General features: G+C 61.2%; 21 protein-coding genes and 4 pseudogenes. 14 read left to right on the top strand and 11 right to left on the bottom strand.

Features of this window, described 5'->3' with window-relative positions; translation table 11 throughout:
- Window positions 1-24 precede the first annotated feature (24 nt).
- The 3 genes from FHT71_RS18355 to FHT71_RS18345 form a co-directional block, all read right to left on the bottom strand.
- Complete coding sequence (locus FHT71_RS18355) at window positions 25-942, bottom strand: cytochrome c (protein WP_183721304.1); 918 nt, start codon at window positions 940-942, stop codon at window positions 25-27.
- 97 nt (window positions 943-1,039) lie between these two features.
- The gene (locus FHT71_RS18350) at window positions 1,040-1,489 is read right to left on the bottom strand and encodes a cytochrome c (RefSeq protein WP_132592136.1); all 450 of its coding nucleotides are present in this window, start codon (window positions 1,487-1,489) and stop codon (window positions 1,040-1,042) included.
- A 147-nt stretch (window positions 1,490-1,636) separates the two neighbouring features.
- Window positions 1,637-2,275: a LysE family translocator gene (locus FHT71_RS18345; protein WP_132592138.1), complete on the bottom strand. Its 639-nt coding sequence runs from the start codon at window positions 2,273-2,275 to the stop codon at window positions 1,637-1,639.
- 127 nt (window positions 2,276-2,402) lie between these two features.
- Here FHT71_RS18345 and FHT71_RS18340 point away from each other — a divergent pair, with 127 nt between their 5' ends.
- The gene (locus FHT71_RS18340) at window positions 2,403-3,104 is read left to right on the top strand and encodes a YafY family protein (protein ID WP_132592140.1); all 702 of its coding nucleotides are present in this window, start codon (window positions 2,403-2,405) and stop codon (window positions 3,102-3,104) included.
- Window positions 3,105-3,164: 60 nt separating this feature from the next.
- Here the strand turns inward: FHT71_RS18340 and FHT71_RS18335 are convergent, their stop codons facing one another.
- A complete protein-coding gene (locus FHT71_RS18335; protein ID WP_132592142.1) occupies window positions 3,165-3,944 on the bottom strand; it encodes an SDR family oxidoreductase in 780 nt (259 codons plus the stop codon).
- 169 nt (window positions 3,945-4,113) lie between these two features.
- Here FHT71_RS18335 and FHT71_RS18330 point away from each other — a divergent pair, with 169 nt between their 5' ends.
- Entirely contained in the window at window positions 4,114-5,022 is a 909-nt protein-coding gene (locus FHT71_RS18330) for an AraC family transcriptional regulator (RefSeq protein ID WP_132592144.1), read from the top strand.
- 29 nt (window positions 5,023-5,051) lie between these two features.
- Here the strand turns inward: FHT71_RS18330 and FHT71_RS31765 are convergent.
- The 4 genes and pseudogenes from FHT71_RS31765 to FHT71_RS18315 form a co-directional block, all read right to left on the bottom strand.
- Window positions 5,052-5,364: pseudogene (locus FHT71_RS31765) on the bottom strand (hypothetical protein).
- Between the two features lie 31 nt (window positions 5,365-5,395).
- Complete coding sequence (gene xth / locus FHT71_RS18325) at window positions 5,396-6,190, bottom strand: exodeoxyribonuclease III (RefSeq protein ID WP_132592186.1); 795 nt, start codon at window positions 6,188-6,190, stop codon at window positions 5,396-5,398.
- A 329-nt stretch (window positions 6,191-6,519) separates the two neighbouring features.
- Window positions 6,520-7,113: pseudogene (locus FHT71_RS18320) on the bottom strand (metallophosphoesterase); the annotation flags it as partial.
- Between the two features lie 106 nt (window positions 7,114-7,219).
- A complete protein-coding gene (locus FHT71_RS18315) occupies window positions 7,220-7,822 on the bottom strand; it encodes a superoxide dismutase (protein WP_183721301.1) in 603 nt (200 codons plus the stop codon).
- A 200-nt stretch (window positions 7,823-8,022) separates the two neighbouring features.
- Between FHT71_RS18315 and FHT71_RS18310 the strand changes: the two genes are divergently transcribed.
- The 6 genes from FHT71_RS18310 to FHT71_RS18295 all read left to right on the top strand — a co-directional run bounded on the left by FHT71_RS18310 (window position 8,023) and on the right by FHT71_RS18295 (window position 12,071).
- On the top strand, window positions 8,023-8,352 hold the full coding sequence (locus FHT71_RS18310) for a hypothetical protein (protein WP_007791840.1): 330 nt from the start codon (window positions 8,023-8,025) through the stop codon (window positions 8,350-8,352).
- Window positions 8,353-8,462: 110 nt separating this feature from the next.
- Window positions 8,463-9,083, top strand: a complete 621-nt coding sequence (locus FHT71_RS31760) for a hypothetical protein (RefSeq protein ID WP_245505507.1) — start codon at window positions 8,463-8,465, stop codon at window positions 9,081-9,083.
- 30 nt (window positions 9,084-9,113) lie between these two features.
- Complete coding sequence (locus FHT71_RS32170) at window positions 9,114-9,242, top strand: hypothetical protein (protein ID WP_281040979.1); 129 nt, start codon at window positions 9,114-9,116, stop codon at window positions 9,240-9,242.
- 77 nt (window positions 9,243-9,319) lie between these two features.
- The gene (locus tag FHT71_RS31755) at window positions 9,320-9,868 is read left to right on the top strand and encodes a hypothetical protein (protein WP_246699422.1); all 549 of its coding nucleotides are present in this window, start codon (window positions 9,320-9,322) and stop codon (window positions 9,866-9,868) included.
- 104 nt (window positions 9,869-9,972) lie between these two features.
- Entirely contained in the window at window positions 9,973-11,274 is a 1,302-nt protein-coding gene (locus FHT71_RS18300) for a hypothetical protein (protein WP_132592148.1), read from the top strand.
- Window positions 11,271-12,071, top strand: a complete 801-nt coding sequence (locus tag FHT71_RS18295) for an ATP-dependent Clp protease proteolytic subunit (protein WP_132592150.1) — start codon at window positions 11,271-11,273, stop codon at window positions 12,069-12,071. The genes FHT71_RS18300 and FHT71_RS18295 overlap by 4 nt, the downstream gene beginning before the upstream one ends.
- A gap of 10 nt (window positions 12,072-12,081) precedes the next feature.
- On the opposite strand, the pseudogene FHT71_RS18290 reads toward FHT71_RS18295, so the two are convergent.
- A pseudogene (locus FHT71_RS18290) lies at window positions 12,082-12,384 on the bottom strand (HIT family protein); the annotation flags it as partial.
- Window positions 12,385-12,540: 156 nt separating this feature from the next.
- Between FHT71_RS18290 and FHT71_RS18285 the strand changes: the two are divergent.
- The gene (locus FHT71_RS18285; RefSeq protein ID WP_132592152.1) at window positions 12,541-12,984 is read left to right on the top strand and encodes an SRPBCC family protein; all 444 of its coding nucleotides are present in this window, start codon (window positions 12,541-12,543) and stop codon (window positions 12,982-12,984) included.
- Between the two features lie 187 nt (window positions 12,985-13,171).
- Here the strand turns inward: FHT71_RS18285 and FHT71_RS18280 are convergent, their stop codons facing one another.
- Window positions 13,172-13,516 carry a nuclear transport factor 2 family protein gene (locus FHT71_RS18280; RefSeq protein WP_132592154.1) on the bottom strand — a complete coding sequence of 115 codons (345 nt, stop codon included), beginning with the start codon at window positions 13,514-13,516 and terminating at the stop codon, window positions 13,172-13,174.
- Between the two features lie 96 nt (window positions 13,517-13,612).
- Here FHT71_RS18280 and FHT71_RS18275 point away from each other — a divergent pair.
- Window positions 13,613-13,922 (top strand): annotated as a pseudogene (locus FHT71_RS18275) (YbhB/YbcL family Raf kinase inhibitor-like protein); the annotation flags it as partial.
- Window positions 13,919-15,148, top strand: a complete 1,230-nt coding sequence (locus tag FHT71_RS18270) for a multidrug efflux MFS transporter (RefSeq protein WP_132592156.1) — start codon at window positions 13,919-13,921, stop codon at window positions 15,146-15,148. The pseudogene FHT71_RS18275 and the gene FHT71_RS18270, both read left to right, overlap by 4 nt.
- 179 nt (window positions 15,149-15,327) lie before the next feature.
- On the opposite strand, the gene FHT71_RS18265 is transcribed toward FHT71_RS18270, so the two are convergent.
- Window positions 15,328-16,215 carry a branched-chain amino acid aminotransferase gene (locus FHT71_RS18265; protein WP_132592158.1) on the bottom strand — a complete coding sequence of 296 codons (888 nt, stop codon included), beginning with the start codon at window positions 16,213-16,215 and terminating at the stop codon, window positions 15,328-15,330.
- A 249-nt stretch (window positions 16,216-16,464) separates the two neighbouring features.
- Between FHT71_RS18265 and FHT71_RS18260 the strand changes: the two genes are divergently transcribed.
- The 3 genes from FHT71_RS18260 (at window position 16,465) to FHT71_RS18250 (ending at window position 18,768) form a co-directional block, all read left to right on the top strand.
- Entirely contained in the window at window positions 16,465-17,505 is a 1,041-nt protein-coding gene (locus tag FHT71_RS18260) for a zinc-dependent alcohol dehydrogenase family protein (protein ID WP_132592160.1), read from the top strand.
- A 57-nt stretch (window positions 17,506-17,562) separates the two neighbouring features.
- Complete coding sequence (locus tag FHT71_RS18255) at window positions 17,563-17,907, top strand: patatin-like phospholipase family protein (protein WP_183721298.1); 345 nt, start codon at window positions 17,563-17,565, stop codon at window positions 17,905-17,907.
- 393 nt (window positions 17,908-18,300) lie between these two features.
- Window positions 18,301-18,768: a cupin domain-containing protein gene (locus tag FHT71_RS18250; protein ID WP_037081872.1), complete on the top strand. Its 468-nt coding sequence runs from the start codon at window positions 18,301-18,303 to the stop codon at window positions 18,766-18,768.
- The last annotated feature ends 24 nt before the right edge of the window (window positions 18,769-18,792 follow it).

The raw sequence follows: 18,792 nt of genomic DNA, 5'->3' as shown, positions 1-18,792 counted from the left end.
GCCTTTTTTGAGATATTGCTAATATTAGCGGTTCGGGACTGCCTTCAAGTAGGCTGCGATCGCCTCGAGCTCCGGTTTCGGCAGATGGGCGAGGTTGCGCTGCACCTCGGCCATCGAACCGCCGGCCGTATCGAAGTCGGGCGTGAAGCCGGTTTCCAGATAGTTGGCGATATCCTCCTGGCTCCATGAGCCGACCGTCTTCGAGTCCGGTGTGATATCAGGGATCCTGCCCTGACCTTCCGGGTTTGGCGCACCCGCCAGCCATCTGTCTGCCTCGAACCCGCCGAATTGATCGCGCGGCGTGTGGCACTCGCCGCAATGGCCGGCGCCTTCGACCAGATATTGCCCGCGCTTGACCTTGTCGTCGACCTTGGCTGCAAGTGCGACACGCGGCTCATTGCTGAAGTACAGGAACTTCCAGCCACCCAGCGCCAGACGCATATTGTAAGGAAACGGCAATTCGTGCGGTGGGGAAACGTTGCCGCTCTTCGGCAGCGTCTTCAGATAGCCGAAGAGATCGTTGACGTCATTGTCGCTCATCCGGGCATAGGAATTGTACGGAAAGGACGGGTAGAGATGCTCGCCGTTTTTAGCAACGCCGCGCTTCATGGCATTGCCGAACTCGGCCAGCGTCCATGTCCCGATACCAGCCTTCTCGTCAGGCGAGATGTTGGGCACGTGGAAGATGCCGAAAGGGCTCTTCAGCGCCAGACCGCCTGACAGCGTGAGCTTGGCGTCCCCCTCCGATCCCGGCGCAGCGTGGCAACTGACGCAACCGCCCGTCCAGAAGACCATTTCACCGTTCTTCAAATCGGGTTCACCAAGGTTGGCCCAGTGACTTTCAGGAAGCGCGTTCGGCGCGGTGATGAAATAGAAAACCGCTCCGCCAATGACGAACACTCCGACGAGACAGAGTAAAAACCGGACGAACCTGCGGACCATTCACCGCTCCTGTTGCCAATAATCTTGTCGAAAACATAAAACGATCCGCACCAGCGGCAAGGCTGCTGCGGATCGTTTGACTGAAATGCCAGGATCGTTAGTCGGTCTTTATGCGGAATTTCTCGTGACAGCCGCCGCAATTGGCGCCAAGCGTCTTCATTGCGGCGCCGACAGCGGCTGGGTCGGGCGGAAGCTGCGCGAGGACCTTGCTGGCATCCGCCGAAAGCTTCGCCGCACGGGCCTTGAAGTCCGCAGGATCTTCCCAGATCTTCGGGCTTGCCGCCTTGTCCCCCTGTTCGGTGCCAGGCTTGAACTGATCCGGGAATACCTTCGCGGTCTCCGAGATCGTCGTCAGGGAAGCCTTGACCACCTCTGCGTCGTAGGGCTTTTCGCCCTTGGCGATCGCCACCATGGCGCCCGCCGCGCCGCCAACTTTCTTCATCAGCGCGGAGCGCGCGTCGTGCGTGCCTTCCTCCGCTGCAATGGCAACGCCTACGACCCCCAGACCGGCGACGAGCACTGCCGCGGCTATAGCTTTCAGTCTCATGTCTCCACTCCTCTTTGATAGCAACGTCCGCGAAGCCCGGCGCTTCGGCAGACGGGCGGCATCATGGCAAATTTTTTCGCCTCAAAAAGTAACAAGTGGGTGAGATTTCAGGAAAATCGGAGTTCTAAATCGTTTCGTATTCGCGCTTCATGCCGCGGCGCGCCAGCCGTGCCACGCCGTGAGGATCGAAACGGCGATCAGGAGCGCGCCGGCGATCCGCCCGACGAGGATTGTCGTCTTCGGATTGGACACCAGTATCGTGCGGCTTCGCGCCGCCGTCAGCGCCAGGGTGCCATAGACAGCGGCCTGGGTCGCCATGGTCATGAAGCCCATGACGAGACCCTGTGCCCAGATTGGCCCGTAGACCGGCTTCAGAAACTGCGGATAGACCGCGATCATGAACAGATACGCCTTGGGGTTCATCAAGCAGGTTGCGGCACCCTGGCGAAAAGCCCGCCAGCCCGAGCGCAGGCCGCCGGGCCCGACGCTATCGACGGTGATCGAGCTGCGCATCAGCGTGTAGCCGATCCAGGCCATGTAGGCTGCACCGGCAAAAAGCAGCGGGTTGAACAGCATCGGCAAGAGGACGGCGAGCACGCCGACCCCGATCGCGCCATAGAGCGAGTGCACCGCCCCGCCTGCCATGATGCCGGCGGTCGCAGCGATGCCCGTGCGCCTGCCGCCGGTCAGCGAATTGGCCAGCACGAACAGCATATCCATGCCCGGGACGATGATGATGCCGAAGAGAAGCGTGAAGTAGAGCCAGAGATTTTCGCTGTAAGTCATGTCAGTTGCCCGCTATCCAATTCAAGGTCGATTTCCGGGACCTTGTTGATTTTCAATTCGATAGGAGTGCTATACGACGGCCCAACTGACAGTGTATTGTCAGGAGCCTAGGCCGAAGGAGGCGAAAATGCGCAAGGCCTCACGGCTTTTCGAGATCATCCAGATCCTGCGATTGGCGAGCAGGCCGATGACGGCGGCGGCCATGGCGGAAACGCTCGAGGTGACGGTGCGCTCGATCTATCGCGATATCGCCGCCCTGCAGGCGATGCGCGTCCCGATCGAGGGCGGCCGCGGTATCGGCTACATCATGCGGCCGGGCTTCGACCTGCCGCCGCTAATGTTCTCGGTCGAGGAAATGGAGGCGATCGTGTTGTCGCTGGCGCTGCTCGAGCGCACCGGCGACGAGGAGCTGAAACGGGCGGCCAAGAGCGTCAACCAGAAGATCGCTGGGGCCGTGCCGGCGCTGCTGCGTCAGGCGATGGAACGAAAAGCGCTCTATGCCTGGGGATCGGTTGCCCAATCTCCGGCCGGACTCGATCTTGGTCTGGTTCGCCGCGCCATACGCGACGAGCAGAAGCTGATGCTCGACTACCGCGACGAACTCGGCCGCGCGACGGAACGTAGGATCCAGCCGATTGCGCTCATCTACTACTCGCAAACCGCAAACATTGTCGCCTGGTGCGAGCTGCGCCAGGCGATCCGCAATTTCCGCAGCGACCGTGTCGAGCATTGCGAGACGGCCGACGCCTATTTCCGAGGCGACGGCGACCGGTTGCGGCAACTGTGGACGAGCGGATGGACGAACCCGCCGGCAGCCGCGACCGCCTAGAGCGGGATGCCGAAAAGTGTAAGCGGTTTTCGGCATCCCGCTCTAGCTCCTTGATGTAGATCAGAGGTATGTGCCACCGGAAACTTCGATGCGCTGCCCGTTAACCCAGCGGTTGTCGTCGGAAAGCAGCGAGGCAATCATCGGGCCGACATCGTCGGGCACGCCGGCACGTCCGAGCGCCGTCGCATCGGCGACCATCTTGTTATAGGTCGGATTGTCGCGCACCATGCCACCGCTGAAGTCGGTGGCAATCGCGCCGGGAGCAACGGTATTGGCCGTGATGCCGCGCGGGCCGAGTTCTTTGGCGAGGTAACGGGTGAAGACCTCAACCGCCCCCTTCATCGACGCATAGGCGGAGATACCAGGCACAGCGAAGCGAGCAAGGCCGCTCGAGACGTTGATGATGCGGCCGCCATCCGCCATCAGCGGCAAGAGCTTCTGTGTCAGGAAGTAGACGCCCTTCAGGTGCACATTGACGAGCTCGTCGAAGGCCTCTTCCGTCGTTTCGGCAATCGCTGCGTGATAGCTGTTGCCGGCATTATTGACGAGGTAGTCGAACTGAGACCGTCCAAGACCTTGCAAGGCATCCTTCGCCTTGCCCACGAAGGCCTCGAAGTCTGGGACGCGACCGGTGTCCAATTGCAGAGCGATGACCTCGGTACCGAGCGCCTTGATTTCCAGAACAGCGGCCTCCGCTTCTGCCCGATTTGCTCGGTAGGTAAAGATGACGTTGACACCACGACGGGCGAGGTTGATCGCCGTGTTGCGGCCAAGCCCACGGCTGCCGCCAGTGACGACGGCAACCTTGGATACTGAATTTGCTTGCGTTTCGTTCGGCATGATCTCTTCCTTTGCTGGAGTTGATGCCCTTACGGTACGCCTGCCAGGGGCTGTTGTTGAATGCCGAAACTCTCGAATTTCTTGCCTAATCCTCCAAGCTTCTTGCGGACTAGGCGGCACGGCGCATATCTTCAGTTGCCGCCGAGGAATGACCGAGGAGACCCTGGCAATGTTGGATACTCTGAAGCTAGCAATCCAGACCTACATCGACAGAACTGCCGGTGACGCCGATGGGCGCTTCGAGACCCCGCTCCCGGCGCTTTCTGTGTCGCGCGTCACCCATCCTGTCATGCCGAACCACATGATCTACCGGCCGACGATCTGCGTCGTCGTCCAGGGTGCGAAGGAGATCATGGTCGGCGACCGGGTCTTCGAATACGGCGAGATGCAGTCGCTCATCGTCACCTTCGAGGTGCCCGCCCTCGGACAGATCACCAAGGCCAGCAAGGAAGCACCGTATATCGGCCTGAACATCGATTTCGATGTGACGATCATGCGCGAGGTGATGGCGGCGATGGAGCAGCCGCCGCGCCCGGTTGGCGACGGCGCAGCCGGTGTTTTCGTGCAGAATTTCGACGGGGTGCTGGCCGACTGCGTACTGAGGCTCGTGCGCCTTGCCGAAACGCCGAAGGCAATTCCTGTGCTCTATCCGGCGATCATGCGGGAGATCTGCTACTGGTTGCTGACGGGGCCGAATGCGGGCCAGGTCAGCAAGCTTGCGCTGCCCGGCAGCCATATCAGGCGCATGACCGATGCCATCCACCTGCTGCGCGAAAACTTCGCCGCGCCGGTGCGCATCGAGCAGCTTGCATCCGTCGCACACATGAGCCCCTCCTCCTTCCACCAGCATTTCAAGCAGATGACGGCAATGACGCCGCTGCAGTACCAGAAGAACATGCGACTGTTGGAAGCACGGCGGCTGATGGTGTCGGACGGCGCCAGCGTTGCAACTGCTGCCTATCAGGTCGGCTATGAAAGCGCCTCGCAGTTCAGCCGCGAATATTCGCGAATGTTCGGCACGCCGCCGAAGCGCGACGCGATGGAGCGGAAGGAGTTGCCGATGGTCACGGCGGCCTAGACGGGCGAACCTACAGCAACTCCTTGCCTCTAGCGGAGAACGAGAATCCTATCGGCGTGTGCTTCGTCGCACTCAGGCTTCAAACTCTTCGTCCAGACCGGCGCGTCGGGCCTCTGCCGATCCAAACTTTCGCGATAGCGGACGCAACCTCGCAGCAACTTCGGCCAAGGCGGGACAGCAATGTCAGGATTGAGCTTTTCCGGCAGCATGTCCCAGAGTTGCGAATGGTGCCAGCAAAGGTTGTGACCTGTGGCATCCCGGTGTTCTCTGATTCGCGCCGCGAAAGCGCTTCACTTCCGCGATCAATACATTGCGCGACATAGCATCGAGGTCGGCATCCAGCTTCCGCTCCTTCCGGATTCATCGCTCGTATTCATTCGTTATTCTCTGATAGAGGGATCTCGAGTTCGATCATCACGGGAGCGTGGTCGCTTGTGTGTTCCCAACTCCTCGGCTTTCTGCGCACGCTCGCCGACCTCAGCCACGGGGCAACCGTCGGGCTGAGCAGTAAGTGATCGATCCGAAGACCGGCGTCGCGCTCGAACGAGTTTCGCCAGTACTTCCAGAAGGTATAGATGCGCTCGTTCGGATGCAGATGTCTTATGGCGTCGGTCCAGCCCTGTGCGACGAGGTCGGCATAGGCTTTGCGGACTTCCGGCCGGAAGAGGGCGTCATCCAGCCATCGCTCCGGCTTGTAGACGTCCATATCCGTCGGCATCACGTTGAAATCGCCGGCGAGGAGAGCAGGAATGTCGAGCTCGTGCAGTTCGGCGGCATATTCATGGAGCCGTCGGAACCAGCGGAGCTTGTAGTCGAATCTCGGCCCGGGTGCAGGATTTCCGTTCGGAAGATAGAGGCATCCAATGAGGATACCGTCGATGGCCGCCTCGATGTAGCGGCTGTGCGTGTCATCGGGATCGCCGGGAAGACCGCGCCGCGTCAGGATCGGCGTCGAGCCCTTCGAAAGGATCGCGACGCCGTTCCAGCTCTTCTGTCCGTGCCAGATCGCGCCGTAACCGGCCCGCTCGAGTGCCCCGCGTGGAAACCGGGCATCCTCGGTTTTCAGCTCCTGCAGGCAAACGACGTCAGGCTTATCCTCCTTCAGCCAGCGAAGAAGGAGTTCCAGGCGTCCGTTCACGCCGTTGACGTTGTAGGTCGCGATCTTCAAGAGCCGAAACACGCTTCGATGAGTTTCGATCGAAGGGAAATGGACGTCACCTGATAAAGTTCAAGGAACTTCCGAGACGTTAGGGGCTTGAAAGAGCGATTGGATTCTCCCGTTGTGGGCCGGTTGGCCATTTACAGCCAATGTTACTGTAACGTTCTTCCGGCTAGCCGACTTTTGCTCAAGGCTGCCCCGCGGATTTGTAGATCAACGGGTCTTAGATCGAGGCAATGGGAGCAGCAGCCATGCAACTCACGAAACGCTGAGGCACGCGCGATTGCCAAGGAAGCCTATATCTACGGCTTCCCGATGGTCGACAGCTACCGCGTCCAATAGACCGGGTAATGGTTCATGACGATGACGCGCTCGCCTGCGGCGCCGGCGTCCTTGATCTGCTCGGAAAGCCAGGCGAACTGCTCGTCGCTCGGCATGGCATTCCAGTCCTGCGCGTTGATGGCGCCGGCACCCCTGAGCGCTGCGAGCCGCTGGGCGGCTATCTCCCGATACGGATGCCCAAGCGGCGGCGCAAAGGTGCTCACCTCGTTGCCGTTCAGAACAATGAACCGCCAGCCCTGCCTGATGAAGCTGTAATAGGGCGACGCCAGGCCGACCCGGCTGGCGACATCGGCCAACCGATCGGCTACGACGGAAAAATCGTGATTGCCGAGCAGGAAGAAATTCTGGTGCTTCAGGCTATCGTAGATCGGGAGGATGTCGTCGAAGCTCTTGAAATCGCGGTCGATGATGTCGCCGAGCGTGATAACGAAACTCAGATCCTCCCCATTGAAAACCTCGATCGCCTCCGACAGCCTGGCGAGGCTCCTGGCATAGTGGCGGTTCATCCCAAGATGCGGCGCCCTCGCTGCGTATTGCGGATCTGCGACGACGCCGAAGCGGAGAATGGGGAGATCGGAAAAGGATGTCATGGCAGCGCTTTAGGCATGCGGCATGACAGGTTTGTGACGGTCGTCGGAACGAAAACACCCGGCGTTTCGAGACGCCGGGTGCCGACATCTTGTTCTTGCGAACTGCTTACTTGGCGGCGGCTTCGTAGCGCTCCAGGACGTAATCCCAGTTGATCAGGCTGTCGACGAAGGCTTCGAGGTACTTCGGACGCGCGTTGCGGTAGTCGATGTAATAGGAGTGTTCCCATACGTCGACGCCGAGGATCGGGGTTGCGCCGTGCACGAGCGGGTTTTCACCGTTCGGGGTCTTGGAGATTTCGAGCTTGCCGTTCTTGATGGAAACCCATGCCCAGCCGGAGCCGAACTGCGTCGTGCCGGCAGCGATGAAATCAGCCTTGAACTTGTCGTAGCCGCCGAGATCGGAATTGATCGCAGCTTCGAGCTTGCTCGGCAGCTTGTTGCCGCCGCCGCCCTTCTTCATCCACTTCCAGAAGTGGACGTGGTTGTAATGCTGGGCAGCATTGTTGAAGAGGCCGGCAATGGTGCCGAACGACTTCTTCACGACCTCTTCGAGGGAGAGATCGGAAAGACCTGCCTCAGCCGCGAGCTTGTTGCCGTTGTCGACATAGGCCTTGTGGTGCTTGTCATGATGGAATTCCAGGGTTTCCTTCGACATGAAGGGCTGAAGCGCTTCGTAGTCATAGGGAAGTTCGGGCAATTCAAAAGCCATTGCGGGTCTCCTTTGGCAATAGTTTGCGTAATCGGCAGGTGAGGCGGAACATAGGAGCGCAAGCATGGAGAGGCAACCGGCGAAATATCAAAAAAGACGGCCGGAGAGGAAAAATTGCCTCCACCAAGGACTTGGCTTTCCAGCCCTAAATCGCTGATCATGGGCGTCTTTCACAACAGCAGGAAGACGAGGCTTTTCATATGCAGAGGAATAAAATCCGCTTTTGCACACTTGCCATCGTGATCGCTGCAGCGGGAGCGGCTCGCGCCTCCTCGGGCGATGCCTGGCAGGAGTTCGCGACCGAGGTCGAAGGCAAGTGCAAGCAGGCGGCGCGCGCCTCGATCGAGTTTCCGCATGCCGTCGTTGATCCGTTCGGCAGCGAACACTTTGGCATCGCTCTGGTGACCGGCAAGCCGAAGGGTGCGAACGGCTTCGTCAGCTATTTCTGCGTCTACGACAAACAGACGAAAGAGGTAGAGCTGGGCAGCGAACTGGAAGCTGATGACATCCGGATTCTGCCCGAGGAATAAGGTGGTCAGTCGCTGTTGCGCAAACGACACAGGTTCGCCCGTCAAACCTGTTGCCCGCGGGATACCGACCCGCATCGATAACCGATCAGTGTCCAGCGACCGAAGAGCCGTTGCGCTACGCCATCCCTGACGTCAACGACTTCGCCGCCTTCGGCTCGGCGCTGGAGGAAAACCAGCGGACGTCGGAAGACCTGCTGTCAAGCCTCTCATCGCTGCAGGAGCGCGTTTCCTCGCTGCTCGGTACGCACAGCCAGTCGCTGAATGAGGCCGGTGCGCTCCGCGCCGAATGCGCGCGCATCAGCTCGCTTCTCGATTGTGAAAGCAACGCGCGCCGGAAGGCGGACCAGGACAACGTTCGCCTGACCGCCGAAAACAAGGATTTTCGCGCCGACAACACGCAGCTTCGCTCCGAAATCGAAGCATTCCGCGATGAGCTGACGAAACGTCAAGGCATTCATCAGGTCACCCGCGAGGAATTCACGATCATCGAAAACCGGCTGCTCGACGCCGAACGTGAGCTGACGGATCGTGCCATCCAGTTCGACGAGGCCTCGACGCTGCTGAAACGCGCCCAGACGGAGCTCGACCAGCGCAGCCGCGAACTCTCGGCCACGCGTGAGAAACTCGACAACGAGGCGACGGCGCACCAGCTGCTGATCGAAACTCGCGTCGCGAGAACGGCATCCAGACACGCCAGATGGCCCGCCTCAACGAGGAACGCAGCCATCTGAAGTCCCAGCCTCACCGAGCAGGAAGCGCAGGTGCGCAACCTGCAGATGGCCGTTGCCAACCTGAAACAGGACCTCTCCTTCTTCGAGGAACGGCACAAGCGGCTCGAGGTCGAGCATGAGCCCTGCAGGCATCCTCGGCGCTGGAGATCGCGCGCCTGACGACGAAGCACGAAGCGATCGGCTCCAAGGCCGAACTCGTCGAGAAGCTCCTCATCACCGCGAATGGCCGCAACAAGATGACGGACGAGGACCTGCAGGCGGCACGCGCTGATCTCAAGCGCATCAAATCGGAACTCGCCACCTCCCTCTCCCGCTCGGAGCGCCTTGCCGTGGAACTGCAGCGGGCGCGCACGAGCGGCGCCGAGAGCGAAGCAGCCCGCCGCGAACTCGCCACGCAGACCAACGAGCTGACGCGGAAGCTGCGTGAAGCCGAGAGCCTGCGCGTGCGCCGCGACCGGGATGCCGATGCGCTGCGTCGCGATATCGACACGCGCATGGATTCCGATCGCTACGAAATCGGTCAGCTACGCACCAGCCTGGAGATCGCCAAGTCCGAAATCCGGCAGCTTCGCGCCGAGCGCGCCATCCTGACCGGCCAGCTTGACGTCGCACGCAGCGAACGGGTGGGCGGCGCGTCACGGGCGGCTGACCCCGATGAACGCGACGAGGCCCGCATGCCGGCCGCCAGCTTCTCGCCGATGATAGACATCTCCGAAAAGTCGCTGCGCGTGACCGGTGGGGCGGCTTTCGAAGCCGAAGCGACCCACAGTGCGCCGGCCGAATAAGCGGCCGAACGAGATCAGGTTTGGCGCCGTCGGCCTGCCCGGTGCCAAGCCTTGCTTTTGCCTGTATTGTAGTGGTTTCTTAAGGGACTAGCCCGGAGGGGACCATGGCGCTCGGCACATCGCATCGCTTGCAGGACGGCGTCGAAGCTGTCGAGACCATGACCCGTTTCGCGTTCGCGATCCTGGCGCTCGCCTCCGGCGTCTACACATATCTCGGCGTGCGAAGCATCCTCGACGGATCGGCAACCGCTGTATTCTTCGCAGCCCTCATCTATTCCAGCGCCGTTTCGGTGGCGATCTACGCCTTCTGGACCTACATGGCCCGCTTCTATCCGCATGTGACCGGGACAGCCGGACGCGCGGCAATGCTTGGGGTCATGGCGCTCGGCTGCGCGATGATCATCGCCATGTCGAGCTGGCTGAACGCGGCGGCGCTCGCCGGTTCGGCCGCACTCGAGCAGCATCTCGCGGAAACGCTCGAGGACTACACGGCTGACCTCGATCAGGCACACCAGAATGCGCTCGCCGCACAGAGCCTGCTTCCCGACATCCAGCGCACGCAGGAACGTTTCCAGCGCCTTGCCGACCAGGAGCGGGAGACGGGCGCGCTGACCGGAACGACCGGGGCCGGCAGCGTCGTCCAGCTTCTGTCGCAGATGGCCTCGCAGCTGACCGAGCTGGAAAACGGCATCAACGCCTCGCGCGAGCGCGTGACGACGCTGTTCGACGAGGGTAGAAAGCATCTCGAGACCATGCGCACGCTGGTTTCCGCGCCGGGTGCGATCAACCCGCGCGCCGATCAATTCTCGGCCGAGGTCGTTGGGCTCTCCGGTGTGATCACCTCGCTAGAGCAGACCTCGATCGCGCCCTCGGTCAAGCGCGCGGCGGAAGACCTGTCGCTCGGCTTCATCGCGCCGGTGGCGGATGGACGCCAGGCGGATCTAGCCACAAGGCAGGACCAGGTCATGGAGACGATCCGATCCTCGGTCGCAGCGCAATCCAAGGTCCTGTCGCAGGCGGCCGACCAGATCCTCGAGCGCAAGCCGGTGGCCGAGCGGCGGTTCGTGCCGCTCTCCTCTGCCGAAGCCGTGCTGCGCTATGCCGGTGATTTCATCCCGAGCTGGGCCGGCGCCATCTCGATCGACATCCTGCCGGCGGTGCTGATCTTCATGCTGTCGATCGTTCATTCGACGCTCCGCCGTCAGGAACAGCGCCTGCCCTTCGCCGAACGCATCACTGCGGCCGAACTCCTGCAAGCGCTGGAGGTACAACGCGAGGTCCGGCGGCACGGCGTTGACATCGAAGCCGCCATGGATGCAGCGGAGCGCACCGAAGCGGCCGATCAGTCGAACATTGCGAGCTTCGATCTTTCCGGCAAGGGACCCCGCAAAGGGCCGCCGGCATGAGACTGGAAACGGCGGGGCAAAGGCTGAAGGATTATCTGCTCTCCGCCGATGACGGCACGCTGATGCGACATGCGTTCCACACCCTGCTCGCGACGGCCGCAATCTTCGTTGTCGTCGACTGGCATGAAATCGGCTCCACCAACGCCAACATGCCTGCCTACGACCCTATGATACCGGGCGCCTTGCCCATACTTCCACCGGCGCTCACCGAAGGCAAGCCACAGGCCGCCCCGGTTGAGATGACGACCGACCCTGAGTTACTGAAAAAGCCGATCCGCTTCGAGTTGCAGGCGGGCGGCGTACTGCTCGCACAAGGCACGATCGAACCGGGCGCGGCCACACGTTTCGACGCCGAGATCAAGGCCCGTGGCGAGTATGTCAAAACAGTCTCGCTCGACTCGCCGGGCGGATCGATCGGCGACGCGATCGCCATCTCCACGCTCATCCGCGAACGCAAGATCGCGACTACCGTCGCCGAGGGGGCGCTTTGTGTCTCCTCCTGTCCGATCGTTATGGCGGGCGGTGTCGTGCGCACGGCGGAGAAGGATGCCATTATCGGCGTGCATCAGGTCTTCAATGGCACCGGAGAAAGGCTTTCGGCCGAACGCGCCATGTCGGAGGTGCAGCGCACCACGGCTGATGTCACCCACCATCTCGACCATATGGGAATCAAGCCCGACCTCTGGATCCACGCCATGGAGACGCCGCCCGACAGGCTCTATTATCTTTCGCCCGATGAAATGAAGGAATTCGCACTCGTTGCGCCCCCTACCGCGGTAGTCAAGAAGGCGAAATAGGCGATCAGTCTTAGGCCCAAGGCGCGTCGCGATCTGTCGGATCGCTGGTCGCGGACATCCAACCTTGCGAAAGTTGGATAGCACGGCTTAAGAGATTGATGGCCTCATCCACCGAAGGGCCTTTGATTGGCGGCGGCTCTCTTCGTTCACAAAACTCGCGCCAGACGAACAGCGTCATTTCCGCCCCATCGGTGGGCGTCTCGCCCGGTCCGTCCGCAAAGGTTTCGAGCAGCCGGTAGCGATCGTCGCTCCAGAAAAGCTCCTCAACCCACGCATATATCGGGATGACATGGAAATGGATCGGATAGCCCGGCTTTGGCAAGGATGGGGAACACATTGCGTGGTCCAGCTGGAAACAGCAGAATGATCGACATAGGCTGAGACCGGATATTTCAATCTCATTGTCGGATTGACAAAACCTGGTTCGTCCTAGGAGCACTCTCAGTGTTCTATCCAAAGGAGGATCATCATGCCGAACACGATACACCTTCACCGGGTCCTGGCTGCCAGTCCCGAGAAAGTCTATCGCGCATTCCTGGAGGCGGATGCGCTGGCCAAATGGCTTCCGCCAAATGGGTTTGTCTGCACGGTACATCATTTGGAGCCATCGGTCGGCGGAACGCATAGAATGTCCTTCCGGAACTTCACGACCGGAGGAAGCCATTCTTTTGGCGGCAACTATCTCGAACTGGTGCCGGGCGAGAAGCTTCGTTACACGGACAAATTCGACGACCCCAACTTGCCTGGTGAAATGGAGGTCACCGTGACATTGAAGAAAGTCTCGGTGGGAACTGAACTCAATGTCGTCCAAGCGGGCGTCCCGGACGAGATACCCCCAGAGGCTTGCTATCTCGGTTGGCAGGAATCGCTCCGTAATCTGGCAAGGCTCGTTGAGCCGGAAATCAACGAATAAGTCTCAGAACCTGCGCGGATTAGAGAACGGCCGCTCGATCGTTATGAGAGCAAAGGCGGGAACTTCGGCCTGACGAGGCGCGTCGGCCCGCGGTCGTAGCTGACGCCGCCGGTCCGCGGCCAAATGACCGCTTTGCGTCACCTTCCGGACATCAGAGGTATTTGGAAGAACTGGTTGCAGAAATGTTCTAGACATTGCGGCCGAAATAGACGTCCACCGAGGCGATCCGGTCGCCCCTGAAGCGCAGGACTTCCATGTTGCGGAACGCTCCGCCGTCATGCTTTTCGGCCCTGTATCGGACGACCACCTCGTCATCCACGATCTTGAGATACTCGATCTCCATGGCGCGAAACGGCGGTGGTTCGGGCCAGCAACGGTTGAAATACGCGATGCGATCGATGTGATCGTCACGCGGGCTGCAGAAGGTGAAGTCCTCCGTCAGCATCGTGCCCGCGTCATCCTTGCGCCCGTCGATATAGGCTTCGTAGAGGCTGCGAACGACCCGCTCGCGTCGTGAGCCATCACCTGCCATTGCACCGGTCCCTTTTCTTTAATTCCGATTGCAATATGCAATCAGTTTATATCAGGTGAAGCCGTTTTGCGCAACCCTTGCTCGGAAAGCAGCTGCGAAGGAGCCGATGGCAGCGGATTGCCACAGGGCGGATTGCCGCTGACAATGACCGAGCACGGCTGACGCGGACAGAACGGCTTCGCAGCCTTCTTGAAGGACGGTCCTTACGGAGGCTATATGGGCGCGTGCCCACCCTGGAACGATCTGCGCATCCACCGCGGGGTAACGGTCTATGCGCTCGATACCGACCGGCTAATGCTTCCCGCGCCTTCACCCGCGCCGATTTTCTTGCCGCCGCAAAGGGCATGTCCTTGCCTCCGGCGCGGCTGAACTGACCTATACGATCAATGCAAAGGCTACGAAATGACAGATACAAAATGGGACGCAGCCGTCGTCAAGAGCGGCTCGATCTACTGGAAGCGCAATCTGCTCATTTCGCTGCTCGGCTCCTTCACGACGATCGTCGCGATGACGCTGCTGCTGCCGTTCCTACCGCTCTACGTCGAAGAGCTTGGGGTTAGCGATCACGCGGCGATCGTGCAATGGTCGGGCATCGCCTATGGCGCGACCTTCCTGGCGGCGGCCTTCGTGGCACCTCTCTGGGGCCGGCTCGGCGATATCTACGGACGCAAGCTGATGCTGGTGCGCGCCAGCGCCGGGATGACGGTTGCGATCTCGCTGATGGGAATGGCCGACAACGTCTGGCAGCTGGTGGCGCTGCGCCTGTTCGTTGGGCTCGCTGGCGGCTACTCGTCCGGCTCGATGGTGCTAGTCGCCACGCAGACGCCGAAGGATCGCTCCGCCTGGGCGCTCGGCATGCTCGCCTCCGGCATCATGGCGGGCAACCTCGTCGGTCCGCTGATCGGCGGCGCGCTGCCGCCGCTGATCGGCATTCGCGGCACGTTCCTGGCCGCGGGTGGAATGATCTTCCTGGCGTTCCTCGCAACCACCTTCCTGATCAAGGAAGAGAAGTCCCCTGCCCGCAAGCAGGCCGCGAAGGCGAGCGGCGGCTGGGCCTCGATATCAGACAAGCGCCCCGTGGTCGCGATGCTCGCAACGGGCCTGCTGCTGATGCTCGCCAACATGTCGATCGAGCCGATCATCACCGTCTATGTTGCACAGCTGGCGGACGATCCGGGCAAGGTGACGATGATCGCAGGCATCGTCATGTCGGCGGCCGCACTCGGCAGCATCCTGTCGGCCTCGCGCCTCGGCAAGCTTGCGGACCGGATCGGCCATTGGCCTGTCATTGCGGGTGCTCTTGCAGTCGCCGGGCTGCTGCTGATCCCGCAGGCATTCGTGACGAACTCCTGGCAGCTGATCATTCTGCGCTTCCTCATGGGGATAGCGCTCGGAGGGCTGCTGCCCTGCATTTCTGCGGTCATCCGGCATAGCGTGCCGGACAGTGCGGCGGGCAGCATTCTCGGCCTGTCTGTCTCCTCGCAATATGTGGGCCAGGTCGCCGGCCCCGTGCTCGGCGGCTTCGTCGGTGGCCATATCGGCATGCGGGCCGTGTTTTTGGGAACCTGCGTGCTACTGATCGCCGGGGCCGCCTGCGCGTGGATGGTGCGGCCGAGAAGCATGGCCGGATAGCCACTACATCAGCAGGTAATTCACCGGAACTGGGAGCGGCGACAGATCCGTCTCTACCAGCGCTTCGCGCAAATTGATCTCATCGCGTCAGCAAGGCCGCCGATCGGCAGCGGCGGCCTTTCCTCCCAATGGCCGACCGAATGGCCGCAGCCATTATACTCAGGTGAGAAGCGCTGGGCTTAGCTGTCGCTTTCGCTGCGGCCGAAGGCCCAGTTCATGTAGAGCTCGAGCGCCTTGCGGGTCACCGGACCTTCCTGGAAATCACGGCCATCGAGGCGGTTGATGCCGACGACCTTGGAATAGTTGCCCGTCGTGAAGATCTCGTCGGCATTCATGAAATCCTCGACCGAGAGCGTCACTTCGCGCACCTCGAAGCCCGCCTTGCGCAAGAGGCCGATAACACGGGCTCGGGTGATGCCGGCAAGGAAGGTGCGGTTGGCGATCGGCGTCGAGACGATGCCGTCCTTGACCATGAAGACGTTGGAGGACGCCGTCTCGGCGACGTTGCCGTTCATGTCGCGCATCAGCGCGTTGTCGAAACCGCGGCTTTTCGCTTCAGCGATGGCGCGGCCGCTGTTCGGATAGAGCGAGCCGGCCTTGGCATCCGTCATCGCCATTTCAGGCGACGGACGGCGATAGGGCGAAACGGTGAGCGAATTCGGCGCATGGTTGCCGAGCGGGGCTTCGAAGAGGCACAGCGCGAAACGGGTGGAATCACCATCGACCGTGACGACGCTGCCGGCCGAGCCGTGCTCGCCCCAATACATCGGCTTGATGTAGATCGGCGTCTTGCCGTCGAACTTCTTGATCCCTTCCCAGGCGAGCGCCTCGATCTCCTCGGCCGTTTTCACCGGCTTCAGGCCCATGTTGACCGCCGAGCGGTTGACGCGCTGGCAGTGCAGGTCGAGGTCCGGCGCGATGCCGTCGAACCAACGGGCGCCATCGAAGACCGTCGAGGCCAGCCACATGGCGTGCGAGGTCGGCCCGATCAGCGGCGGATTGCCGGTAAGCCACTCTCCCTCGGCGTAGGTCCAGGTGTTTGAACGGGGCGATGTATCGACAGCCATGGGCATTCTCCTTGAAAAGTTCGAAGAGCAAAATCCCCGTGCGAAGAGCCGGTCAAGCGGAAATCCGCGCCCGAGAATCCTACGCAAGAAAATGGCGGATGCGTTGGCCTCGGAGTAATATTCGTTCGCGTGACCGTGAGTGCGATCGATGGGTGTATCACGGAAAATCATGGATGGCGCGATTGGAAGCGACATCGGCGCCGTGCCATCATGTGCCGGAATCGTTGCGACTGACAGGGAGTAAAATCGATGAAAGCCATGTTCTACGACGCCTTCGAGAAGGCTCCCGAAATACGCACCCTGCCCGACCCGACACCCAGCGAGGATGGCGTGGTCATCGCCGTCGGCGCGACCGGGCTTTGCCGCAGCGACTGGCACGGCTGGATGGGTCACGATCCGGATATCAAGCTGCCGCATGTGCCGGGCCATGAGCTGGCCGGCAAAGTGGTCGCGACCGGAAAGGGCGTCATGCGCTTCAAGGTCGGCGACCGGGTGACGGTGCCCTTCGTCTCCGGCTGCGGTCATTGCAGCGAATGCCATTCTGGCAACCAGCAGGTGTGCCCGAACCAGTTCCAGCCGGGCTTCACGCATTGGGGGTCGTTCGCCGAATACGTGGCGATCGACTATGCCGATACCAACCTCGTGCATCTGCCTGACAGTATCGACGACGCGACGGCGGCAAGCCTCGGCTGCCGCTTCGCGACATCGTTTCGCGCCGTCGTCGATCACGCGCGCACCGGCCCTGGCGAATGGATCGCCGTGCACGGCTGCGGCGGTGTCGGCCTTTCGGCGATCATGATTGCAACGGCACTCGGAGCCAACGCGATCGGCATCGACCTTTCCGACGAGAAGCTTGCCTTCGCCCGCGAATGCGGCGCGGTGGCGACGATCAACGCAAGCAGCGTCGCCGACGTGGCGGAGGCGGTGCGCGAGATCACCAGGGGTGGCGCTCATGTCTCGATCGACGCACTCGGCCATCCGGTCACCTGCTTCAACTCGATCAAGAACCTTCGCCGGCGCGGGCGGCACGTGCAGGTCGGCCTGATGCTCGACGACTACGCGACGCCGCAGATTCCGATGGCGCAAGTGATCAGTCACGAGCTGGAGATTTACGGCAGTCATGGCATGCAGGCCTGGCGCTACGATGCGATGCTGTCGATGGTCACGACCGGCAAGATCGCGCCGCAGAAGCTGATCGGTCGGCGCATCACACTTGAGGAGGCAATTCCAGGCTTGATGACGCTGGATCGAGCCGAAGGCGTCGGGATCAGGGTCATAACGCAGTTCTGACCGCCAGCCCGACAACCGGCTTCAATCAAAAAGAGCGCTTCAGTTTATAGTATTATTATGGCTGTAATTCATACTCTCCATGACCGGATAAACCGGTGTGGAGGGGCAAATGGCAACGCGTTTTATTCTTCCGACGACGGCGGCGGTATCCGCGGCATCATTCCAGCCGTCATCTTGGTGGAACTGGCAAAGCAACGTGACGGGCTGCCGCTGCATAAGGCCTTCAACTTGATCACGGGGACCTCGACCGGCGGCATCATTGCGGCCGGCCTGACCTGCCCTCAGCCATCAAAAGCCGGCGAGGCAGCCTGCACACCGGCCGATCTGCTCGGTCTTTACGCAAACGAAGACGCCGATCCGGGAGTCCTCTCTTTCCGACGTCTTCAATCCGTTCGGCCTTAACGATCCGAGCTACGATGCTGATGTGCTTGAGGCAAAGCTGAAGCAGCGGCTGGGAACAGCGACGCTGGACAAGGGTCTGTCCACTGTCCTCATACCCGCCTATGACATAGAAGGAAAACGACGCTCTCGATGATGCCTCGCCGGGCAATATTGCAGCGCTGAAGCCATCGCCGGATCCATCGCCAAGGACAACGCGAAAGCCTGGGAGGAAGTCGCCAAACGCATTCTCGCGGCGCAGAAAGTCGGCCAAGAGAGTGCCGCCGCTTGAAGCGGCAAATGTAAGAACCCATATGCGCCGGGACAAATCGCGACAGCGACGATCGGCGGCTGCGGGTTGCCAAGGGCTTCGGAAAAGTCTAACGGGCTCGCCGTCAAGAAAAAGAAAAGCGAGACATGATGTCCAACTCATTTGTGAAAGCGCCTGCCCAGGCGAGCGCGAAGGTGTTCTTCGTGCTGGGCGATCGGATCGAGCGACGGGCTCGTCTGCAGGGAGCCTGGCTCAACATCTTCGATATTACCGTGCCACCGGGCAGCCGGACGCCGCTGCACCGCCATGCGAGCCCCGAAGTCTTCCGGATCATTGAAGGCCGGCTGACCATTCGCCGCGCGATGGAGAACGGCCTGGAAGAATTCGAAGCCACGGCAGGCAACATTGTCCGCATCGAGGCGAACCAGCCGCACGCCTATTCCAATCCCGGTCCTGAAGCCGCCGTCTTCTCGGCGATCGTCGACAGCGAGATGGCGGAATTCCTGGAAGCTGCCGGCTCGCAGGAACCGCCGAAGGCGACGCCTTCCGCGGAAACGATGGAGCGCATGAAGGCCGCAGCCAACGCCCACGGCATCACCATCCTGGCGGCCTGACATTTTTAAGCTCCGCCCGGGCAT

Origin of the sequence: Rhizobium sp. BK060 (assembly GCF_014193145.1) — a bacterium.
Lineage (GTDB): Bacteria > Pseudomonadota > Alphaproteobacteria > Rhizobiales > Rhizobiaceae > Rhizobium.
This window is presented reverse-complemented; position numbering and strand designations above follow the sequence as displayed.